15 protein-coding genes and 1 pseudogene are annotated in these 19,586 nt (G+C 67.3%); 6 read left to right on the top strand and 10 right to left on the bottom strand.

Going from position 1 to position 19,586, the window contains the following annotated elements:
- Nucleotides 1–210: 210 nt before the first annotated feature.
- From BLT36_RS15270 to BLT36_RS15255, 4 genes are all read right to left on the bottom strand, one after another.
- Nucleotides 211–1,983 (bottom strand): hypothetical protein, encoded by a 1,773-nt coding sequence (locus tag BLT36_RS15270; protein ID WP_217638319.1) that lies wholly within the window; start codon nucleotides 1,981–1,983, stop codon nucleotides 211–213.
- Between the two features lie 521 nt (nucleotides 1,984–2,504).
- Complete coding sequence (locus BLT36_RS15265; RefSeq protein WP_092096383.1) at nucleotides 2,505–3,230, bottom strand: SDR family NAD(P)-dependent oxidoreductase; 726 nt, start codon at nucleotides 3,228–3,230, stop codon at nucleotides 2,505–2,507.
- Nucleotides 3,231–3,270: 40 nt separating this feature from the next.
- A complete protein-coding gene (locus BLT36_RS15260) occupies nucleotides 3,271–6,054 on the bottom strand; it encodes an FAD-binding and (Fe-S)-binding domain-containing protein (RefSeq protein WP_254787694.1) in 2,784 nt (927 codons plus the stop codon).
- Between the two features lie 46 nt (nucleotides 6,055–6,100).
- On the bottom strand, nucleotides 6,101–7,819 hold the full coding sequence (locus tag BLT36_RS15255; protein ID WP_217638318.1) for an IlvD/Edd family dehydratase: 1,719 nt from the start codon (nucleotides 7,817–7,819) through the stop codon (nucleotides 6,101–6,103).
- A 117-nt stretch (nucleotides 7,820–7,936) separates the two neighbouring features.
- Between BLT36_RS15255 and BLT36_RS15250 the strand changes: the two genes are divergently transcribed.
- The 4 genes from BLT36_RS15250 to BLT36_RS15235 are packed head-to-tail and all read left to right on the top strand — an operon-like array spanning nucleotide 7,937 to nucleotide 11,522.
- Nucleotides 7,937–8,725 carry an IclR family transcriptional regulator gene (locus BLT36_RS15250; RefSeq protein WP_217638317.1) on the top strand — a complete coding sequence of 263 codons (789 nt, stop codon included), beginning with the start codon at nucleotides 7,937–7,939 and terminating at the stop codon, nucleotides 8,723–8,725.
- Nucleotides 8,722–9,615 (top strand): SMP-30/gluconolactonase/LRE family protein, encoded by an 894-nt coding sequence (locus BLT36_RS15245; protein WP_092096380.1) that lies wholly within the window; start codon nucleotides 8,722–8,724, stop codon nucleotides 9,613–9,615. The genes BLT36_RS15250 and BLT36_RS15245 overlap by 4 nt, the downstream gene beginning before the upstream one ends.
- Nucleotides 9,616–9,648: 33 nt before the next feature.
- Nucleotides 9,649–10,509 (top strand): fumarylacetoacetate hydrolase family protein, encoded by an 861-nt coding sequence (locus BLT36_RS15240; RefSeq protein ID WP_092096378.1) that lies wholly within the window; start codon nucleotides 9,649–9,651, stop codon nucleotides 10,507–10,509.
- A complete protein-coding gene (locus BLT36_RS15235) occupies nucleotides 10,509–11,522 on the top strand; it encodes a zinc-dependent alcohol dehydrogenase (RefSeq protein WP_092096376.1) in 1,014 nt (337 codons plus the stop codon). Before BLT36_RS15240 ends, BLT36_RS15235 begins: the two co-directional genes overlap by 1 nt.
- 93 nt (nucleotides 11,523–11,615) lie before the next feature.
- Here BLT36_RS15235 and BLT36_RS19060 read toward each other — a convergent pair.
- Nucleotides 11,616–12,533: pseudogene (locus tag BLT36_RS19060) on the bottom strand (IS3 family transposase); the annotation flags it as partial.
- 338 nt (nucleotides 12,534–12,871) lie between these two features.
- Between BLT36_RS19060 and alr the strand changes: the two are divergent.
- Nucleotides 12,872–14,050 carry an alanine racemase gene (gene alr, locus BLT36_RS15225; RefSeq protein WP_092096573.1) on the top strand — a complete coding sequence of 393 codons (1,179 nt, stop codon included), beginning with the start codon at nucleotides 12,872–12,874 and terminating at the stop codon, nucleotides 14,048–14,050.
- Nucleotides 14,037–15,014, top strand: coding sequence for a D-alanine--D-alanine ligase family protein (locus BLT36_RS15220; protein ID WP_092096372.1), 978 nt, complete (start codon nucleotides 14,037–14,039; stop codon nucleotides 15,012–15,014). The genes alr and BLT36_RS15220 overlap by 14 nt, the downstream gene beginning before the upstream one ends.
- 3 nt (nucleotides 15,015–15,017) lie before the next feature.
- Here BLT36_RS15220 and BLT36_RS18835 read toward each other — a convergent pair whose 3' ends face one another.
- The 5 genes from BLT36_RS18835 to BLT36_RS15200 form a co-directional block, all read right to left on the bottom strand.
- On the bottom strand, nucleotides 15,018–15,194 hold the full coding sequence (locus BLT36_RS18835; protein WP_175529668.1) for a hypothetical protein: 177 nt from the start codon (nucleotides 15,192–15,194) through the stop codon (nucleotides 15,018–15,020).
- A 209-nt stretch (nucleotides 15,195–15,403) separates the two neighbouring features.
- Nucleotides 15,404–15,709 carry a hypothetical protein gene (locus BLT36_RS15215; protein WP_092096371.1) on the bottom strand — a complete coding sequence of 102 codons (306 nt, stop codon included), beginning with the start codon at nucleotides 15,707–15,709 and terminating at the stop codon, nucleotides 15,404–15,406.
- A gap of 166 nt (nucleotides 15,710–15,875) precedes the next feature.
- A complete protein-coding gene (locus tag BLT36_RS15210; RefSeq protein WP_092096369.1) occupies nucleotides 15,876–18,242 on the bottom strand; it encodes an ATP-binding cassette domain-containing protein in 2,367 nt (788 codons plus the stop codon).
- Between the two features lie 63 nt (nucleotides 18,243–18,305).
- Nucleotides 18,306–18,761 (bottom strand): NUDIX hydrolase, encoded by a 456-nt coding sequence (locus BLT36_RS15205; protein WP_092096367.1) that lies wholly within the window; start codon nucleotides 18,759–18,761, stop codon nucleotides 18,306–18,308.
- Nucleotides 18,762–18,813: 52 nt separating this feature from the next.
- Nucleotides 18,814–19,584, bottom strand: coding sequence for an SDR family oxidoreductase (locus tag BLT36_RS15200; protein ID WP_092096366.1), 771 nt, complete (start codon nucleotides 19,582–19,584; stop codon nucleotides 18,814–18,816).
- Between the last annotated feature and the right edge of the window lie 2 nt (nucleotides 19,585–19,586).

Raw genomic sequence — 19,586 nt, 5'->3', positions numbered from 1 at the left:
CCGGGAACGGGGGCGAATCCGGATCGGAACCGGCAGGTACTGATTAGAGCCCACATTGTCATGCGGGAGCCGATCTTCCGTGCTGGTTGCGCAAAATCCCCGTACCAATCGACGTTAACGGGCGCTGGGTTGGCCACCGTCCTGACGAAGTGCCTTTCTCGAGGACGGTTCCGGGGTGCCGCGATTACTCGGCGCGACACCCCGGGGGTGTCAGCGGACGACCACGTCCGTCCGATCCAGGTTGAGGACCGTCGTGAGGACCTGCGACTTGTCGCCGTCACGCTGAGCCCCAACCCTGACCGTCGGGTAGTACGTTCCTGCCGTGCCGTAGCGGGCAGAGAGGTGCAGTACGAGGGTGGTGCTGCCGGACGGAATCTTCAGCTCGCGGAAGCTCCCGTATCCCTGAGGATCCCAACCGATGGAGACGATCGAGCCGGTCCCACGGGGCACTTGGACGCGAGCGCTGAAAGTGACGGACTTTCCAACCCGAACGTCGTGTCGCTTCGCCGCCGCAAGGGCTGTCAGCTCGACGAGAGGCTGGACCCCTCCCCGATTGATCGAGTCCGAGAGCAACACTTGATTGTCCTGCGTGACCCGATACGAGCTGGACTTCGCCGGCGCTACGTCGCGCTCAACCCAGGCTGTGAGGTCGTCGAGTGCACGGTAGACGACAGGGGCGTATCCGACCAGGCGATCCGCCCCCGCTCCGGTGCGGTTTTCGGGGTTGTGATCGGCGTTCTCGGTGAACCAAACACGGAACCGACTGTCGACTGCTGCTCCCAGAGCGGACTGAACCTGCTTGGCGTACCACGCACCTTCCCACGGGTACGCATCGGCGTCGATCGTGCTGTTGACCGCAATGGTCTTGACGTTGAGCGCTCCGCTGAAGCTGGCGCCGCCGGTGATGCTCGAAGAAATGATGCGCGCGACGTTCATCGAACGCTGAGGGAAGGCCGGTGTGCCGTTGAACGTGCGGAACTGGTCGTAGGCGGCGCCGAACCCTGTCGAAGGAATCGTATAACGGTGATAGGCCATAAGCGCCAGTCGCGCGCGAAGCGACGGGTCTTTTGCCACACTCTGTCGGAAGAATGTGCCCAACGCTGAGTGCTCGGTACCAAGGTAACCTGGCTTGCTCCAGAAGTCGTCAACATAGGTTGAGTCGATCTGAGGCACGAGTGTCACGAAGCCGTCGAAGGCGACTGTCGTGGCCAAGTAATCGAAGTCTTCCCAGGCCTTCAGAGGGATTCCCATTCGGGTGGCTTCCTTCAGTACCGAGGCCTGCATCGGCGACAGGCCGGCATACGGGTTCCCACTCCCCCCAGGACGCTCGGCGGCCTCGATCTGATCCTTTTTGTCTTTCAGTACGAAGGTCGCCAGCGCGCGCACTGAGAAATTGTGGATCACCGAAAGAGGCGACCCCTGCACGATAGGAACGGCCCCCTGCCAAACACCGGTCGTGTACTCGAGCGCGCCGTCGACCTGGAAGGCGCCGCCGCTCCAACCGTAGAGGTAGCCGAAGATTCCGGCACTGTCCACTCCGTAGTAGTTTGCTGCCACGGTGCGCGCAAACTTCGCCGCCGCCGCGGCGTGACGGTAGCCGGCCGCTCCACTGGTCTGGACGCTGTAGCCACCGTGACTTGTTGCGAAAGCAACACTGTTCAGTGGCTCTTGTCCGTCCAGCGGGTAAGTGAACTGGAAGAATCGGTTGCGCCACTCGTCCTTCGCCGGAAGGTAGATGCGAAACGAGACGTTTGTCCCGTCGAAATGACCTTGCACCAGGTGGACAGTCGACGGTTGCGTTACGTCGGATTGGCTGTCGATAACAGGAACCGAATAGGCGGGGTCGACACAGGTCGCGTCGACGGATACCGACGCACCAGGTGATTTGGCGAGGCATGCGCCAGACGTGGTACTGGCATGTGCTGGCGAAGCGAGGGGACTCAGCGCGAGAACTGCCGCCATTGTGGCGGCAGCGATGAACAATGTGCGTTTCAATCTGTGCTCCAGCTTCTTCGATGGGAGATGCACGGTGTAACACCCGCATGAATCGGGCGGAGGGCGGGAGGTAGCGGCGCCTTCCCAACCTCTGACTCGCGTCCGTTAGTCGGGTCGCGATTTGTCCGGCCCGGTCTGCCCTTCTTTGGACTGGTCGCCGGGCGGAGATCCCAATTATGCGGATCTGCGAGTCGGAGCGCGCCGTTTTGCGCAAGTCGCCGGGTCCGCCGTCTTTGACACGCGATCGCCTCTCGGGATAGACGGACTCGCGCTGGACGGCCTGTCTCCGCGGCGGCGAATTGGTGTGGTCGACGTTGGCACGGGGTCGGGACCGATGGTGCTCGAACGCTGTTCAGGCTCCGACGACCAGGCCTGCTACCTCGTCAGTGCGGCGTCGCCCCACGTCTCGGGAAAGCGGATGGGCGCTGCGCGCCGGTCTCGGTAACGGTAGCGATGAGTGTGTGGGCGCGCTTGCGCTTCGCCTTCGTGCCCTAATGGGCGGCACCACCTCAGTAGGTTGCCCGTCCTCCGCTGATGTCGTAGACCGCGCCAGTCGAGAAGCTGACGGCGTCCGAGCACAGCCACGATACGAGTGCCGCGACTTCCGCAGGCTGACCCAGGCGCCCCATCGGGATCAAACTGGTGATGTGCGCGAGCACGTCGGGGTCGGTTGAGTCGTTCATGGGCGTGGCAATCACAGCTGGTGCGATCGCGTTGACCAGCACGCCGGACTTTGCCAGTTCCTTACCGGACGACTTCGTCAACGCGATCACGGCCGCCTTCGAAGCAGAGTAGATCGAAAGGTTTGGGTTGCCGTCCTTGCCGGCCATGCTCGCGAAGTTCACCACACGGCCCCAGCCGCGCTCGGCCATACCAGGTACGAATGTGCGCATCGTGGACGCGACACCGAGGACGTTGACGGCGAGCACCTTTTGCCAGTCCGAAGTCTTCGTATCGATCAGCGGGATCCCGGGGCCAACGATGCCCGCACTGTTGACGAGAACGTCGACCTGACCGACTTCTGCTGCGGCTGCAGCGAGGGCGTCGTCGTCGGTCACGTCCACGTGGAGATCGGCATCGCCGCCGATGTCGAGGGTGACGACGCGAAGTCCGTCTGCTCGCAGTTTCTCGGCGCACGCAGCGCCGAGACCGCTGGCACCGCCGGTCACGAGCGCAGACCGCCCTCGCTGCGCGGGATCCGTGGTGGGGGGTTCTGGACGGGTTGCTGCCGACATCGTTCACCTTGTTATCTGTTCGTGACTTGTTGAGTGAGCGTCAGTGCGCGGGACCGGTTGGTTCCTGCCGCATGGCGCGTGTGGCTTCGTCGAGGATCTGGAGGACATGTCGGTACGGCGCGCCGGTGGCGCGAGTCATCCCGAGTTCGCAGGTGCGGTTGAGCGAGGCGTGTTCCGCGCTGGCCGCACGGTGCACGTCCGCCGCTTCTGCTCGTGTGGCCGAGGCTGTCAGCTCCGGGTGGAGCATTCCGCGGTCGCCGGCGAACGCGCAGCAGCCCCAGTCCTCGGGGACGACAACGCGCTCAGAGGCAGCTGCGGCGACCCGCAGGAGCGCCGGGTTGATGCCGAGGCGGCTCGACGAGCACGTCGGGTGGACAGTCAGGGACGGGATCTTCGCCCCGGTCGGTAGTGCCGGGAGGACGAACTCGTCGACGAAAGCTACTGCGTCGATGACGCGGATTCCAAGTTCGCCGGCGGACGAGAGGAGGATCTCGAGGCCCTCAGTACACGATGCTGCGTCGCACACGACAGGAAGCGAGCCGTCCTGAGTTGCACGGCGAAGTGATTCGCCGACACGGCGCTTCATCGTGGCGTACCCGGTCGTCAACCCCTTTGATTTCCACGGAGTCCCGCAGCAGAGCGAGGGGATGTCGTCTGGCGTTCGCAGCTGAATCCCGGCGCGTTCGCACAGGCGGATGAAGGACTCGCTCACGCCGTCGTCGCCGACTGGGCCGAACATTGTGGTCGTGCAACTCGAGAAGTAGACGGCTGCCGCTTGGTCCGATGCGATGACGCGACGCCGGTTACCGCCGCCGGGGAGATCGTTGCTGTACTCGGGCACATTGTCGTCCCCTGCGATCGCTCTGAGGGCTGTGGTCGCCGCTTTCGGTAGCGCGCTCGGGGTTGCCCTCGCGATGGACAGCGCCGAGCCTCCGATTCTGGTGACCGTACGCCAATGTGTGGCGGAAGCTCTCCACGCAGCCTGCACGGGCGCGCTGACGTCCTCTCCGCGCAGCCGGCGAACGAGGTCACCCGTGTTGATCAGCACGGGACAGGCGGTTTGGCACATTCCGTCAACGGCGCAGGTCTGAATCGCGTCGTAGTCGTACTCTCGTTCGAGGGTTGCGACCAGAATGGCGTCGCCTGCGTCCCGGGCGCGGGCAATCTCGCGGCGGAGAACGATGCGTTCTCGCGGAGTCGTGGTGATGTCCTTGCTCGGGCAGACGGGTTCGCAGTACCCGCATTCGACGCACCGGTCGACCTCCTCCTCGACAGGGGGCGTGGTCTTGAGGTGTTGCGTGTGCGAGGCCGGGTCCTCGTTGAGGAGAACTCCCGGGTTGAGCTGAGCGTGAGGGTCGATGAGCCGCTTGATGGCCCACATGACTTCGTAGAGTTCGTCGCCGTACTGCCGGCGCACAAACGGCGCCATGATCCGCCCGGTTCCGTGTTCTGCTTTCAAGGTTCCGCCCTGCCCGAGCACGAGCTGCACCATGTCCTCGGTGAATGCTTCATACCGGACGAGCATCTCCGGCGAATCGAACTGCTCATTGATCATGAAGTGGACGTTGCCGTCCTTCGCGTGCCCGAAGATCACGCTCTCCGGGTAGCCGTACCGGTCGAACAGCTCCGTCAGCGCGGAGCACGTGGCGTAGAGCCGTTCGACCGGGACCGCAATGTCTTCGAGCAGCGCCGTTGTCCCCGATGGGCGGCTCCCCGCAACCGCCGTGTAGAGGCCCTTCCTGATGTGCCACAGTTGCGCGCGCCGTGCCGGGTCCGTGCTCATCACCGCTGGGTCGGCGAGGGGCAGCTCGCGGAGGACTTCGGGTACCCGGGCAAGCTGCACTTTCAGTTCGTCGGCGGTCTGCTCCTGGTACTCCACAAGAAGCGCTGCGTGACCGACCACATTGAGGTTGCGGAGCGACTGCGGCGCAGATGGGTCTCGCTGGCCGACGCGCAGGCTGGTGGCGTCGAGGAGTTCGATCGTGGCGAATCCGGCGGCAACCAGGCTCGGCAACGAAGACGTTGCGCCTGCGAGGTCGTTGAACACCAGGAGACCGGTGGCCACGTGAGCGAGGACGGGCACCGTTCGGAAGGTCGCCTCGGCGACGAAGGCGATTGTGCCTTCGCTGCCGATGACGAGGTGCTCGAGGATATCGACGGCTCGGTCGTGGTCGAGGAAGGAGTTGAGTCCGTACCCCATGGTGTTCTTCAACGCGAACAGGTCGCGGAGAGCCGACACGGAACGTTCGTCCCCTCGGACCCTGTCGCGCAAGCCTAGGAGCCCAGCATGAATGACGGGTTCGTCGCGAAGGAGCCGTTCATCGGCATCGGCGAGCGAAGTGTCCACCACTGTCCCGGACGGCAGGACCAGGATGCTGGAGTCGAGTGTGCGGTATGTGTTCGCCTCGACACCACAAGCCATACCGCTGGAGTTGTTCGCGATGACGCCGCCGATCGTGCAGGCGATCTCACTTGCTGGATCGGGTCCGAGCTTCCGGCCGTAGCGAGCGAGCCGCGTGTTCACTGCTCGGACTGTCGCGCCTGGGCCGGTGCGCACACGCGCGCCTTCGTCGAGGACTTCGATCGAGCGGAAGTTGCGTCGAGTATCGATGAGTACTCCGGCGGTCCCGGCTTGACCGCTGAGGCTGGTCCCACCGGAGCGGAACGTGACCGGCGTGCCGTCTGTCCGCGCGACCTCGAGCACTGCGGCGAGCTCCTCGACGTCGGACGGCGTGACGACGACGGAGGGGGTCAAGAGGTAATGCGAGGCGTCGTGCGCTGCGGCCAATCGGTCGGACGCACGAGTTCCGACGGACTTGCACACCGTTTCGAGGGCGGCGCGAAGCGTGTCCGGGACGGGCCGTAGCGTGTCAGTGGGACTCACGGCTCATCTTCGATCCGCTCGAACCGACCAGGAAGTCGAGATCGGCACCCGTGTCGGCTTGCATGACGTGATCGACGTACAGACGTTCCCAGCCGCGACGCGGTGCGGCGAATCCAGCCAGCGTCGCCTGGTTCGGGCGACGCGCGGCGAGTTCGTCGGCGGGAACGTCGATGTCGATGCGGCGCCCCCGAACATCCAGCGCGATCCAGTCGCCGGTCTGCACGACGGCGAGTGGCCCGCCAGCGGCGGCTTCGGGAGTGACGTGCAGAATCACGGTCCCGTACGCCGTTCCGCTCATGCGACCGTCACAGATCCTGACCATGTCGCGTACCCCTTGCTCGAGGAGCTTCTTGGGCAGGGGCATGTTCGACACCTCGGGCATGCCGGGATACCCCTTCGGACCGCAGCCTCGAAGGACCATCACGCTGTCCGCGTCGATGTCCAACTCGGGGTCGTCGATGCGGGCGTGGAAGTCCTCGATTGAGTCGAACACCACCGCCCGTCCACGGTGTTTGAGCAGGTGCGGTGATGCAGCGGCGGGCTTGATGATCGCGCCCCCTGGCGCGAGACTGCCGCGGAGCACGGTGATCCCGGCGGCCGGCTGAACCGGACGGTCCCGCGGGGTGATGACGTCCGCGTCCCATACTGGTGCGTCATCGAGGTACTCGACGAGTGGGCGACCGGTGATGGTGAGCGCCGTCGGGTCGAGCAGGTCGCGGACCTCCCGCAGGACCGCGAGGAAGCCGCCCGCGCGTTGGAAGTCGTCCATGAGATATCTGCCGGCGGGTCGCAGATTGACCAGGAGCGGCACCTCAGAGCCGATCCGGTCGAAATCGTCGATGGATAGCTCCGCGCCCAGCCGTCCCGCGATTGCAAGCAGATGCGGAACGGCGTTCGTCGATCCTCCGATCGCAGAAAGTGCGACGATCGCGTTGTGGAAGTTCGCTCTGGTGAGGAAAGACGACGGCGTGCGCCCTTCGGCGACGAGCTGCACAGCGACCCGACCAGTCTCGTGCGCGGCCTTGAGCAGCCGACTGTCCACCGCGGGAGTGCCAGCCAAACCGGGGATGGTCGTGCCGAGCGCCTCGGCGACGAGCGCCATGGTCGACGCCGTCCCCATGGTGTTGCAGTGTCCGCGCGTTCGGATCGTCGCTTGCTCCGACTCCAGGAATGACTCCTGGCTGAGCGTTCCCGCGCGGACCTCTTCGCTGAGCCGCCATACGTCGGTGCCGCACCCGAGGGGTTCACCGCGGAAGTGCCCGGTGCTCATCGGTCCCCCCGGCACGACAACGGCGGGGATGTCGACGGACGATGCGGCCATGAGCAGCGACGGGATCGTCTTGTCGCAGCCGCCGAGGAGGACCACCCCGTCGATCGGATTGGCGCGCAGCATCTCCTCCGTCGCCATGGCGGCCATGTTGCGCCAGAGCATGGCTGTCGGCCGGACGTTCGTCTCCCCGAGCGAGACCACGGGCATGTTCAGCGGAACACCGCCGGCCTCGTACACGCCGTTCTTCACGGACTGCGCGACCTCGTCGAGGTGCGCGTTGCACGGTGTCAGGTCGGACGCTGAGTTCGCGATCGCGATCTGGGGCCGTCCCTCGAACGCGTCATCTGGGGCGCCACGGCGCATCCACGCGCGATGGATGTACGCGTTGCGGTCGTCTCCCGCGTACCACTCAGAACTCCGGAGGTCCAACACCATTGTTTTCCAACTTTCGGAATTTGTGTCCACAGATTGAAACTTGTGGGTAGCCTAGGCCACACTGAGCAGCGACGTCGACAAGGACGCCATCGCCACCGAACTTCTGAAAGACACTCGATGACGGCCACGATGCAGCCAAGCCCACACAACGACGGACGACTCGTCGGCTCCGATCGCGTACTGGCGGTCCTGGTCGAACTCGCTCGACACCACGAAGGCACGACTCTCGACGACATTGCCCAGAACATCGAGGGCTCGAAGCCGACGGTCCACCGCGCGCTCGCATCGCTCTGTCGCGCGGGCCTGGCACAGCAAGACGCACGAGGCCACTACGTCCTTGGAGACGAGTTCCTTCGGATGGCCTTCACCCACCACGCCGCACGACCAGACCACCTGAGGATTCAACCGATCCTCGAGCGGCTCGCGGAACGAACCGGTGAGACGACTCACTACGCAGTGCTCGACGGTCGATCAATCGTCTACCGCGCCAAAGTGGATCCGACACGCGGCTCGATGCGGCTGACATCCACCATCGGAGGCCGCAACCCAGCCCACACCACTGGCGTCGGAAAACTCCTCCTGGCCTACGCGCTCCGGAGCGAGGACGACATCCACGAATGGATCGGTGACCGACCCCTCGAACGACCGACGGACCGGTCCATCACCGCTGTCGAAGCGATGCACGCAGAGTTCCAACTCATCCGTGAACGCGGTTACGCGCTCGATGACCAAGAGAACGAGATGGGCGTCAACTGTGTCGCGCTCCCCTACTTCCGAACGTCGTCGACGGTGCCCGACGGGGGCGTCAGCATCAGCGGCATTGCGCACCGAACGAGAATCGAGGATCTTGTGAACGACCTCCCCGCGTTACGCCACATCGTCGAGGGCCAGGCGAAGCGAGCATGACGCGCTTTCACGCGCGGGTCGCTTCCGCGGACCGGTTCGTGCTCGGCGAAGGACCTGTCAAGACCGGTGAGGACGGCGTGCTCTGGGTCGACATCGTTCGCGGGCAGGTGTTCCTCGGCGTGATCGAGGACGGTCAGGTCATCGAGACCGCACGACATCAGTTCGACGGAATGGTCGGCGCAGCTGTGCTCGCCGACTCCGGCGTACTTCTTGTCGCATCGCAAGAGCAGCTCGTGGTCGTCCACACAGACGGGCGCCGAACGGCCGGGCCGCGCATCGTGCCCGCGGATTCGGCGCGACGCAGCAACGATGGCGCCGTCGACCCAATGGGCCGGTTCTTGATCGGGACGCTTGCGCTCGGGGACAGTGCCGGCGGCGAGGCGCTGGTCCGCATCGAAGACGATGGGACTCCCACAGTGATCGACGACGACCTATCCCTTTCGAACGGGATCGCCTGGGCGCCCGATGGCAAGGTGCTCTACAACACGGACACCATCCCCGGAGTCATCTGGGCCCGACCCTACGATGCAGAATCCGGACGAATCGGTGCGCGCCATGAACACCTCCGGATCAGCGATGGGTTCCCCGACGGTATCTGTGTCGACACCGACGGCTGCATCTGGGTCGCAATCTGGGGCGCAGGAGAGGTCCGCCGCTTCTCCCCCCACGGCGTACTCATCGACACCGTCGCGGTGCCCGCGCCCCACGTGTCGAGCGTCGCGTTCGTCGGTAAGGCCAGCCATCAGCTCCTCATCACAACGGCGTCCCGGGACCTCAGCGCCGCCGATCTCGACGAGTACCCCGATGCCGGACGACTGTTCCTCGCCGACGTTCATGCGAAGGGCATCCCGACCGCGCCGTGGTCGGCGTCGTGGTCGTCCAGCTCCTGAACCCGCACCACCCCCCGATCGAAAAGGACCAACATGTACCTCATGCGTATCGGCGCCGTCGGCGCCGAGAAGCCCGCCGCCCGTGTCGACGAGGATTCCTACGTTGACTTGTCGGACGTCATCGATGACTTCGACGAAGCTTTCTTTGGCAGCGACCGCATAAAGGAAGTCGCGGCGCTTGTCGACGAGCGCGCACAGCGCGGCGAGACGCAGCTGTTCTTCGGGAAGCGCATCGGTGCCCCCATCGCCCGACCACACCAGATTCTCTGCATCGGGCTCAACTACAGCGACCACGCCGCCGAAACCGGGCAGGCGATCCCGTCAGAGCCGATCCTCTTCACGAAGTCCCCCAACACCCTGATCGGACCGGACGACGACGTCCGGATCCCCCGCGGGTCGACGAAGCCGGACTGGGAAGTTGAACTTGGCATCGTGATCGGCAAGCGCACGAGCTACCTCGACTCGGTCGAGGATGCCGCTGGTGTCATCGCCGGGTACTGCGTTGTCAACGACGTCAGCGAACGGGCGTTCCAGATGGAGCGGAACGGTCAGTGGTCCAAGGGTAAATCGGCGGAGACGTTCAATCCTGCGGGCCCGTGGTTGGTCACGCCGGACGAGATCCCCGACGTGAACAACCTCGGCATGTGGCTCGATGTATCCGGGACGCGACGCCAGACAGGTTCGACGTCCACGATGATCTTCGACCCGTACTTCATCGTCCATCACCTCAGCCAGTTCATGGTCCTCGAGCCCGGCGACCTCATCAACACCGGCACCCCACCCGGAGTCGGCATGGGACTCGACCCGCAGATCTGGCTTCAACCCGGGGACGTCATGGAACTCGGAATCGACGGACTTGGCTCACAGCGACAGCACGTCCTGGCGCCCCGCTGATGCGCGCCTTTGTCGTTACCGCGCCCGGTGAGGGTGGCGTGCGAGACGTTGCATCCCCGACCGCGGGTCCCGGCCAGGTCGTCATCGACGTCCACAGAGCAGGTGTCTGCGGCACTGACGTTGAGTTCTTCACCGGGGAGATGCAATACCTTCACGAAGGACACGCCGCGTTCCCGATGCGACTCGGCCACGAGTGGATGGGTGTCGTCAGCGCAATCGGGGAAGGTGTTGACAGCGCCTGGCTGGGCCGCCGAGTTACGGGCGACACCATGCTCGGGTGTGGAACGTGCCGCCGGTGCCTTCGCGGCCATCAACACGTCTGCGAGTTCCGGTTCGAAGTGGGAGTGCGAGGGGGGTTCCCGGGCGCCCTCGCGGAGCAGCTCGCCATGCCGGCAACGGCGTTGCACGCACTTCCTGACGAGGTTGACGACACGCTCGGCGCACTCGTGGAGCCCGGCGGAAACGCGCTCCGGTCAGTGTGGGGTGCGAACGTCCACCCGGGCGACCGGATCCTCGTCCTCGGCCCCGGCACCATCGGCCTCCTCGTCGCCAAGTTCGCGAAGGCGCAAGGGGCCGAGGTGCACCTGATGGGACGGTCCGAGCGGTCGCTAGAGTTCGCTCGGACGCTGGGATTTGACGGCGTGTGGAGTTCTGAAGAACTCCCCGTCTTGCCGTTCGACGCCGTCGTGGACGCATCGAACGCGCCGTCGCTGCCGGCGCGCGCAGTCGAACTCGTCGAGCCCGGTGGCCGTGTGGTGTTCGTCGGCCTCGCCGGCTCCCCCAGCTTGCTCGATACCCGAGACGTCGCTCTGCGAGACGTCACCGCGGTTGGTGTGCTGAGCGCATCGCCGGGTCTGGCTGGGACGATTGAGCAGTATGCGTCGGGGGCGGTGGACCCCCGCGGCCTGGTTGCTGGAACCGTTGGTCTCGATGGCGCTGCCGGGGTGCTTGCTGGCGTGCGACCGGACAGATCCGGGCCCGGGCCGAAGATGCACATCGACCCAAGGATCTGACTAGGGACGACTTCGCCAGACTCGTCGCCGTCATGACCGGTGATGCGGGCCGATGAATCTGGGGACTGCTGCAGGTTGCGTTGACTCGTTCGTTGAGGCCGCGAGTGCGACCCGTGGGTTGATGATCGTCTCGTACTCGATCGGGGTCAACTTCCCCAGACCTCGTTGCCGGCGTCTCCGGTGGGAGGTCGCCTCGATCCAGGTGATGGTCGCCAGCCCGAGCTCTTCCCGGGTCGCCCAGCGTCTCCGGTTCCGGACGTTCTTCCGCAGGAGCGCGAAGAACGATTCCATCGCCGCATGGTCCGCGCACGCGCCGACCCGCCCCGCGATCCGAGTGGACGACCGTCCCGGTCGGGTTCCGGCGGTGCACCGCCATCCGCAGGGCCGCGACGGTGAGCGGGGACCGCACGCGATCGCCGAGTGAGTAACCCACGATTCGGCGCGAGCAGGCGTCCTTGACCGCGCAGAGGGAGAGCGTGCCCGCACCGGTCGGGTGCTCAGTGATGTCGGTCAGCCAGAGCTTGTCGAGGTCCGGCGCCGTGAACGCACGCCGGACCCGGTCGTCGTGCACCGGCGGCCCGGCCTTCCGGTTCAGGCCACGCTTCTTCGCATGCAGCGACCACAGCCGCTGCTGCGAGCACAACCGCCACACCCGCCGCTCCGACACCCAGCGGCCGGCAGCACGAAGGCCATCCGCGATGAACCGGTACCCGAACGTCGGATCGCCCCGATGCGCATCGATCGCTCCGTTGGTCAGGTGCGCGTCCGCCCAGTCGCGCTCGGTCACCGGATCAGCACGCCACCGATAGAAGAACTGCTTCGAACAACCCAACACCCGACAGGCCACCGCGACAGGAACACCGTCGTCGGCGAGTTCGAGGACCAGCGGGTAGATCATCTTGGGAGTTGCGACTGTGCGAAGTACGCGGCCGCCCGGCGGAGGATCTCGTTCTCCTGCTCGAGCAGCCGGATCCGTTTCTGCGCGTCCCGCAGCTCCGCCTGCTCCACCGCTTCGCCGACGGCACCGCTGCAACACTGAGGTCCTCGTACCGGACTGGCTCCCAGGAAACATCCAGCGGAACGCGGACGACGTCGTCCACGCCGAGGACCGGCCGGTCGTGCGTCACGATCGTGTCCTCAGTCACAAGACTGCGATCCTTCCACACCGTCGGACTGGAGGCACGGATCACGGTGGCCGATCGGCTCGGGTGATCCGCGCCTCCAGTCCGACCACCACCACGCGCTGATCGCACGTCATCCGTCCGACGCGACCCACTTCGTCCTCGCGGCGAGCCGCGTCATCCGCCGGGGTGATGTCGCGGGAGCCGCCGTACCGGACGATCGACACCATGCACACGAGTCCCGCCGATGCGGCCACCCGCGCCACCGCGTCGGTCCCCCAGCTCGTCGTCCACGACGACGCGATCCGTGCGAACACGGCCGCCTTCGCAGCTCGCACCCACGGACGACTGATGGCCGTGCTCAAGGCGGACGGCTTCGGACACGGCGCGATCGCCCGGTCCGTCATCGACGCGGGCGCCTCGTCCATCGGTGTGACGACGATCGACGAAGCGCTGGCGGTCCGCGCCGCCGGCGCCGCGGTGCCGGTCCTCAGCTGGCTGAACCCGATCGACGCAGACTTCGCCGGCGCGGTGCTCGCCGACGTCGACATCGCGGTGTCCGGTGTGGAGCTCCTCAGCGCGGTGAGCCGAGCTGCCGTCGGGACCGGCCGACGAGCCAGGGTGCACCTGCACGCGGACGTCGGCATGGCACGGGACGGTGCGCCACCGGAGACCTGGGCGGCGCTCTGCACAGCGGCGTTCGAGCTCCAACAGCACGGGAGCATCCGGGTGGTCGGGGTGATGGGCCACATGTCGTGCGCCGACCGTCCCGCCGACCCGCAGAACGACCGCGAGCGGCTGCTGTTCGACAACGCGGTCCGTACCGCACGGCGTCGCGGACTCGCCGGCTTCGTGACCCACCTGGCGGCGACCGCGGCGACGATCACCGGCGTCGGGGGCACGCACGACGTGCACCGCATCGGCGCCGGTCTGTTCGGGATCGACCCCTCGGGCACCTCGACGGACCTCGAGCCGACCCTGTCGCTGACCGCGCCGGTGATCGCGACGCGGGAGATCGCGGCCGGCACGGGCATCGGGTACGGACTGGACCACGTCGCGGACCGCCGGACGAACCTGGCGCTGCTCCCCCTCGGCTACGGCGACGGACTCCCCCGGTCGGCGTCCGAACGCGCCGAGGTGCAGGTCCGCGGGCGCCGCCGTCCCCTGGTCGGCCGGTTCTCGATGGACATGGTCGTCGTGGACACCGGCGACGAACGACTCGGGCTCGGTGAGACCGTGACGCTGTTCGGGCGCGGCCACGACGGCGAGCCCACCGTCACGGACTGGGCCGGCTGGGCGGACACCATCGAGCACGAGATCGTCACCCGGATCGGCACACGCGTGGCCCGGGTCCACCGCTCCACCACGTCGATCGACGACCAGGAAGCCTGCGATGCACACCGATGACCAGCTCCCGGCCGTCCGGCGCGTCGCCGTCCTCGGCGGTGGGGTCAACGACGAGCACGACGTCTCGCTCGCCTCGGCGGCGGCGGTCACCCGCGCGGTGCGAGCACTCGGACTCGAGGCCGTCCCCGTGACCATCGGCCGATCCGGAGCGTGGGGCCACACCGGCGGACCGCCGCTCAGCGCTGCGGATGCCGTCGCCGTGCTCAGCACCTGTGACGTCGCGTTCCCGGCACTGCACGGTGTCAACGGCGAGGACGGCGCCGCCGCCGGACTGCTCGCCATGATCGGCGTCCCCGTCGCCGGCTCCCCCGTCCGCGCCGGCGCACTCGGGATCGACAAGTGGGTCACGAAGACGCTCGCCGAGGCGGTCGGCATCCGGACCGCACCGTCAGTCCTCGTGGCGCCCGACGCCGACACGGCCTCTCTGCCGTTCGCACCACCGTTCGTGGTGAAGCCCACCACCGGCGGCTCGAGCAACGGCGTCTCCGTCGTGCGGTCGGTCGAACAGTACGGACCGGCCCTCGAACTGGCACGCTCCACCGGCGACGCCGTCCTGGTCGAGCAGTTCGTGACGGGCCGCGAGGTCGACATCGCCGTCTTCCGCGACCGCTCCGGAGCGCTGCGATCCGGCGCGACGCTCGAGATCCGCGTGGCGGACGGCGACGTCTTCGACCGTTCGCAGAAGTACGACGGCACCGCCGACTTCACCGTGCCGGCCCGTCTCGACGAAGCCGGTCACGCAGCCCTCGAGGCGGCCGCACACACCCTCTACGATCGGCTCGGGTGCGCCGGCGTCGCCCGCTTCGACTTCTTCGTCACGACGGACGGCATCCTCCTCAACGAGGTGAACACCTGCCCCGGCTTCACGGAGCAGTCGCAGGTCCCACGGATGTTCGCCGCGGTCGGGCTGCCGTACGTTGCGCTGGTCGACGAACTGCTCACCGCAGCCGTCGCCGCGGACTGAGGGTCAGGAGTCGCTGTCGGCTGCGGGGTCCTCGCCGTCGGTCGGCACGTCGTCTGCGTCGATCTCGAGGGCGGCCTGCTCGTCGTCGCGTTCCTCGAGCACCTCGCGATCGGTGTCGGGCTGCTCCGGCTCGGCGGCCTGGGTGGTCTCTTCGGCGGGGTCAGGCTGGCTGTAGCTCATGCGCGGGACGCTACGCGGGGTGCCCTGAGCGGGTGTCCGGCAGTCCGCAGGACGCGCTGACGGCGAGCTGACGCTGCGCCACGACGGACTGGAGGCGCGTGGCGGTGCCGCCACGCGCCTCCGGTTCCCGAGATCGGACGCTGCACGCGTCGTCGGGTCACGACCCGACGAGGGGATGCGGACGAACGTCGAGCTCCGTGCTCGGCCGGTCAGGACTGGCTGAGGACGACCGCCGTGAGGATGTACCCGATGATGCCGATCACGATCGCGACGGCCGACAGGATGATCCCGGCGAGGACGATGCCACGGTTGAGCCCACGACGCCGCGCCAGGATGCCCAGCACGAGGCCGACGATGCCGGCGACGACGCCGACGAGTGCGAACAGGAAACCGCCGACGACGCCGACGATACCGAGCACGAGGCTCGCGATGGCGAGTCCGTTGCTCGAGCTCGCCGGGGCACTACCGGGGGTGTTGGCTGCGGGGTAGTTCGGTCCACCGTTCTGGTTGGACATGAGGGCTGCTCCTTCGATCCGGACGCTCGACGAGCGGCCGGGCAGCCGCCGGCCGGGTAGCCGTGCATGAGCGTCTCTCGACACGCTAGACCGAGTTCACGGCTCGCGTTCAGGATCGGCGCCCTCCGCGTTCGGTGGCTCAGGCTCCCACTCCAGCCCCGCCGGCTCACGCGCCGACGTAGTCCGCGAGGTGCTCCCCTGTCACCGTCGACCGGCCCGCGACGAGTTCCGCGGGGGTGCCTTCGAACACGACGCGCCCGCCGTCGTGCCCGGCGCCCGGGCCGAGGTCGATGATCCAGTCCGCGTGCGCCATGACGGCCTGGTGGTGCTCGATGACGACGACGGTCTTGCCGGAGTCCACGAGCCGGTCGAGCAGCCCGAGCAGCTGATCGACGTCGGCGAGGTGCAGACCGGTGGTCGGCTCGTCGAGCACGACGACGCCGCCGCGGTCCCCGAGGTGCGTCGCCAGCTTGAGTCGCTGCCGCTCGCCGCCGGACAGCGTCGTGAGCGGCTGCCCGATCGTCAGGTAGCCGAGCCCGACGTCCACCAGCCTCGAGAGGATCGCGTGTGCCGCCGGGAGCTTCGACTCGCCCGCGGCGAAGAACTGCTCCGCCTCGGCGACGGGCATCGCGAGCACCTCGCTGATGTCCTTGCCACCCAGGCGGTACTCGAGCACGGACTGGTCGAACCGCTTGCCGCCGCACTCGGCGCACGGGGTGGCGATCCCGGCCATCATCCCGAGGTCGGTGTAGATCACACCGGCCCCGTTGCACACCGGGCAGGCACCCTCGGAGTTCGCGCTGAAGAGCGCCGGCTTGACCCCGTTCGCCTTCGCGAAGGCCTTCCGAATCGGTTCGAGCAGGCCGGTGTACGTCGCGGGGTTGCTGCGCCGCGAACCCCGGATGGCCCGCTGGTCGATGGCGACGACGTCGTCACGCGGAGACAGCGATCCGTGGATGAGCGTGCTCTTGCCGGACCCGGCGACGCCGGTGACCACCGTCAGGACCCCGGTCGGCACGTCGACGTCGACGTCCTGGAGGTTGTGTGCATCGGCACCGCGGATCTCGATCACGCCGGTCCGATCGCGCACCCCGGACTTGACCGACGCCCGGTCGTCCAGGTGCTTGCCGGTGACCGTCCCGCTCCCCCGCAGTCCGTCGACGGGCCCCTGGTAGCAGAGCGTCCCGCCGTGGGTCCCCGCACCCGGCCCGAGGTCGACGACGTGGTCGGCGATCGCGATCACCTCGGGCTTGTGCTCGACGACGAGGACGGTGTTGCCCTTGTCGCGGAGCCGGAGCAGCAGCTCGTTCATCCGCTCGATGTCGTGCGGGTGCAGGCCGGTGCTCGGCTCGTCGAAGACGTACGTCACGTCGCTCAGCGACGAACCGAGGTGCTTCACCATCTTCACGCGCTGCCCCTCGCCGCCGGACAGCGTGCCGGTCGGACGGTCGAGCGACAGGTAGCCGAGGCCGATCTCGACGAACGAGTCCACCGCGTCCCGCAGCCCGTCGAGCAGCGGTCCGACCGTCGGTTCGTCGAGTCCGTGCAGCCAGCCCGCGAGGTCGGTGATCTGCATCGCGCACACGTCGGCGATGCTCTTGCCGGCGATCGTCGAGGACCGGGCGACGTCGTTCAGCCGCGTGCCGTCGCACGACGGACACCTGGTGAAGGTGACCGCGCGGTCGACGAAGGCCCGGATGTGCGGCTGCATCGCCTCTCTGTCCTTCTGGAGGAACGACCGACGGACGCGTGGGATCAGTCCCTCGTAGGTCATGTTGATGCCGGCGATCTTGCGCTTCGTGGGTTCGCGGTACAGGAAGTCCTGACGCTCGGTCTCGGTGAAGTCGCGGATCGGCTTGTCCGGCTCGACGTAGCCGGACTCGGCGTACATCCGGACCATCCACCCGTCGGTGCCGTACCCCGGGATGGTGATCGCCCCGTCGGCGAGGGCCTTCGAGTCGTCGAACAGCTGGGTGAGGTCGATGTCGGTCACGGAGCCGCGCCCCTCGCAGTCGGCACACATGCCGCCGAGCCGCGAGAACGAGACCTTCTCGGCCTTGGCGTCCTTCCCCTTCTGCACCGTGATCGCTCCCCCGGCGGTCACCGTGGCGAGGTTGAACGAGAACGCGTTCGGGCCGCCGATGTGCGGTGTCCCCAGGCGGCTGAAGAGCACGCGGAGCATGGCGTTCGCGTCGGTCACCGTGCCGACCGTCGAACGTGGGTCGCCGCCGATGCGCTCCTGGTCGACGACGATCGCGGTGGTGAGGCCGTCGAGGAGGTCGACGTCCGGGCGGGCCAGGGACGGCATGAACCCCTGCACGAACGCGCTGTACGTCTCGTTGATCATCCGCTGCGACTCGGCAGCGACGGTCGCGAACACCAGTGAGCTCTTGCCGGAGCCGGACACCCCCGTGAACACCGTCAGGCGGCGTTTCGGCAGGTCGACGTCGACGCCCTGCAGGTTGTTCTCGCGCGCGCCACGGACCCGGATGCGGTCGTGGAGGTCGGCGGCGTGCTCGGCACTGGGTTCCATGACGCCAGGCTAGCGGTGACGTGTGACGTTCTACAGGACGGTTCCGCACTGGAACCGCCCGGTTCAGGACGGCGCGTGGCGACGGACGAGCTCCGGGAGCTCGGCCGGCTCGAACTCCTCGTCGGTGGCGTCCAGCTCGTCGGCGGTCCACCAGCGCGACTGCAGGATGTCGACCTGCTCGTCGTCCGTCCACTCGGCATCGGACAGGACGAAACCCGGCGTCCGGACGACGTAGAACTCGGCGTGCCCGCGGTCGTGGTCGGCGAGGTCCCACTCGACGTCGAAGTCCCACGACCACACCGGCTCACCCGGCTCGTCGATGACGAGGCCGGTCTCCTCGCGGAGCTCACGGACGGCGGCATCGCGGTGGGTCTCCCCCGGGTCGACGCCACCACCGGGCGTGATCCACCGGTGCGCGCCGTCGGACGAGGGCGACTTCGTGTCCATCAGGAACACACGCCCCTCGGGGTCGAGGAGCAGGATGCGGGAGGTCAGTCGGAGGCCGGGCTTCGCAGTCACCCGACCGACGCTACCGCGCGAGCGCGCGCCCGTCAGGACCCGCGCGTGCCCGTCAGGACCGCTTGCCGAGGAACTCGGTGACGTCGCCCACGAGCTTGGTGTGGTCGGCGGGGATGGGCTCGATGGCGGCGGCGGCGATCTCGGCGGCGAACTCCGACACACTGTAGAGCTTGCCGACGGCCTCGCGCCGGCCCTCGATGGCGCCCGGGTTGAGGCGGTTGAGGAGCGTCGCGGTGATCGTGCCCTCGATCATGTCGCCGGAGACGACGACGAACTCGATGCCCGCGGCCTCGAGCTGCGGGACGAGCTCGCGCAGTGCCAGCTCGCCGGCACGCTTGCTCTTCGCGACCGGGATGTACTCGTCCATCGTCTCGGCGGTCTCGACGAAGTGGGCCTGGTGGCTCGTGACGAAGACGACGCGCGAGCCGGCGGGCATGTGCGGCACGGCGGTCTGCAGCATGTCGACCTGGGCGTCGCGGTTGAGACGGAGGGCGTAGTCCTCGCCGAGACCGGACTCCATGCCGCCCGAGGCGTTCAGGACGAGCAGGTCGATGCCGCCCCACTCCGCGACGACGGTGTCGACCATCGCCTGCACGGAATCGTGGTCGGTGAGGTCCGCGCCGACGGCCAGCGCGGAACCGCCTGCGGCGACGATCTTCTCGGCGATCTGCTCGGCGCGCTTGGCCTTGTTGCGGTAGTTGACGACGACCTTGGCGCCGGCCTCGGCCAGGTAGCCGACGGTGTCGGCACCGATGCCGCGGGACGACCCCGTGACGAGGGCGCGCTTGTCGGTGAGGGATCCGGGGGCGAGGGGGTTGCTCACAG

It is taken from the genome of Curtobacterium sp. UNCCL20, assembly GCF_900101675.1.
In the GTDB taxonomy this organism is placed as follows: domain Bacteria; phylum Actinomycetota; class Actinomycetes; order Actinomycetales; family Microbacteriaceae; genus Curtobacterium.
The sequence above is the reverse complement of the archived record's forward strand: the minus strand, read 5'-3'. Positions and strand labels throughout refer to the sequence as shown.

What these genes read in the sequence shown, in the direction of transcription:
- BLT36_RS18835 (WP_175529668.1), bottom strand. Translation starts at nt 15,194, where the DNA reads ATGAGCTACAGCCAGCCTGACCCCGCCGAAGAGACCACCCAGGCCGCC.
- BLT36_RS15245 (WP_092096380.1), top strand. Translation starts at nt 8,722, where the DNA reads ATGACGCGCTTTCACGCGCGGGTCGCTTCCGCGGACCGGTTCGTGCTC.
- BLT36_RS15235 (WP_092096376.1), top strand. Translation starts at nt 10,509, where the DNA reads ATGCGCGCCTTTGTCGTTACCGCGCCCGGTGAGGGTGGCGTGCGAGAC.
- BLT36_RS15210 (WP_092096369.1), bottom strand. Translation starts at nt 18,242, where the DNA reads ATGGAACCCAGTGCCGAGCACGCCGCCGACCTCCACGACCGCATCCGG.
- BLT36_RS15215 (WP_092096371.1), bottom strand. Translation starts at nt 15,709, where the DNA reads ATGTCCAACCAGAACGGTGGACCGAACTACCCCGCAGCCAACACCCCC.
- alr (WP_092096573.1), top strand. Translation starts at nt 12,872, where the DNA reads ATGCACACGAGTCCCGCCGATGCGGCCACCCGCGCCACCGCGTCGGTC.
- BLT36_RS15220 (WP_092096372.1), top strand. Translation starts at nt 14,037, where the DNA reads ATGCACACCGATGACCAGCTCCCGGCCGTCCGGCGCGTCGCCGTCCTC.
- BLT36_RS15250 (WP_217638317.1), top strand. Translation starts at nt 7,937, where the DNA reads ATGACGGCCACGATGCAGCCAAGCCCACACAACGACGGACGACTCGTC.
- BLT36_RS15255 (WP_217638318.1), bottom strand. Translation starts at nt 7,819, where the DNA reads ATGGTGTTGGACCTCCGGAGTTCTGAGTGGTACGCGGGAGACGACCGC.
- BLT36_RS15240 (WP_092096378.1), top strand. Translation starts at nt 9,649, where the DNA reads ATGTACCTCATGCGTATCGGCGCCGTCGGCGCCGAGAAGCCCGCCGCC.
- BLT36_RS15265 (WP_092096383.1), bottom strand. Translation starts at nt 3,230, where the DNA reads ATGTCGGCAGCAACCCGTCCAGAACCCCCCACCACGGATCCCGCGCAG.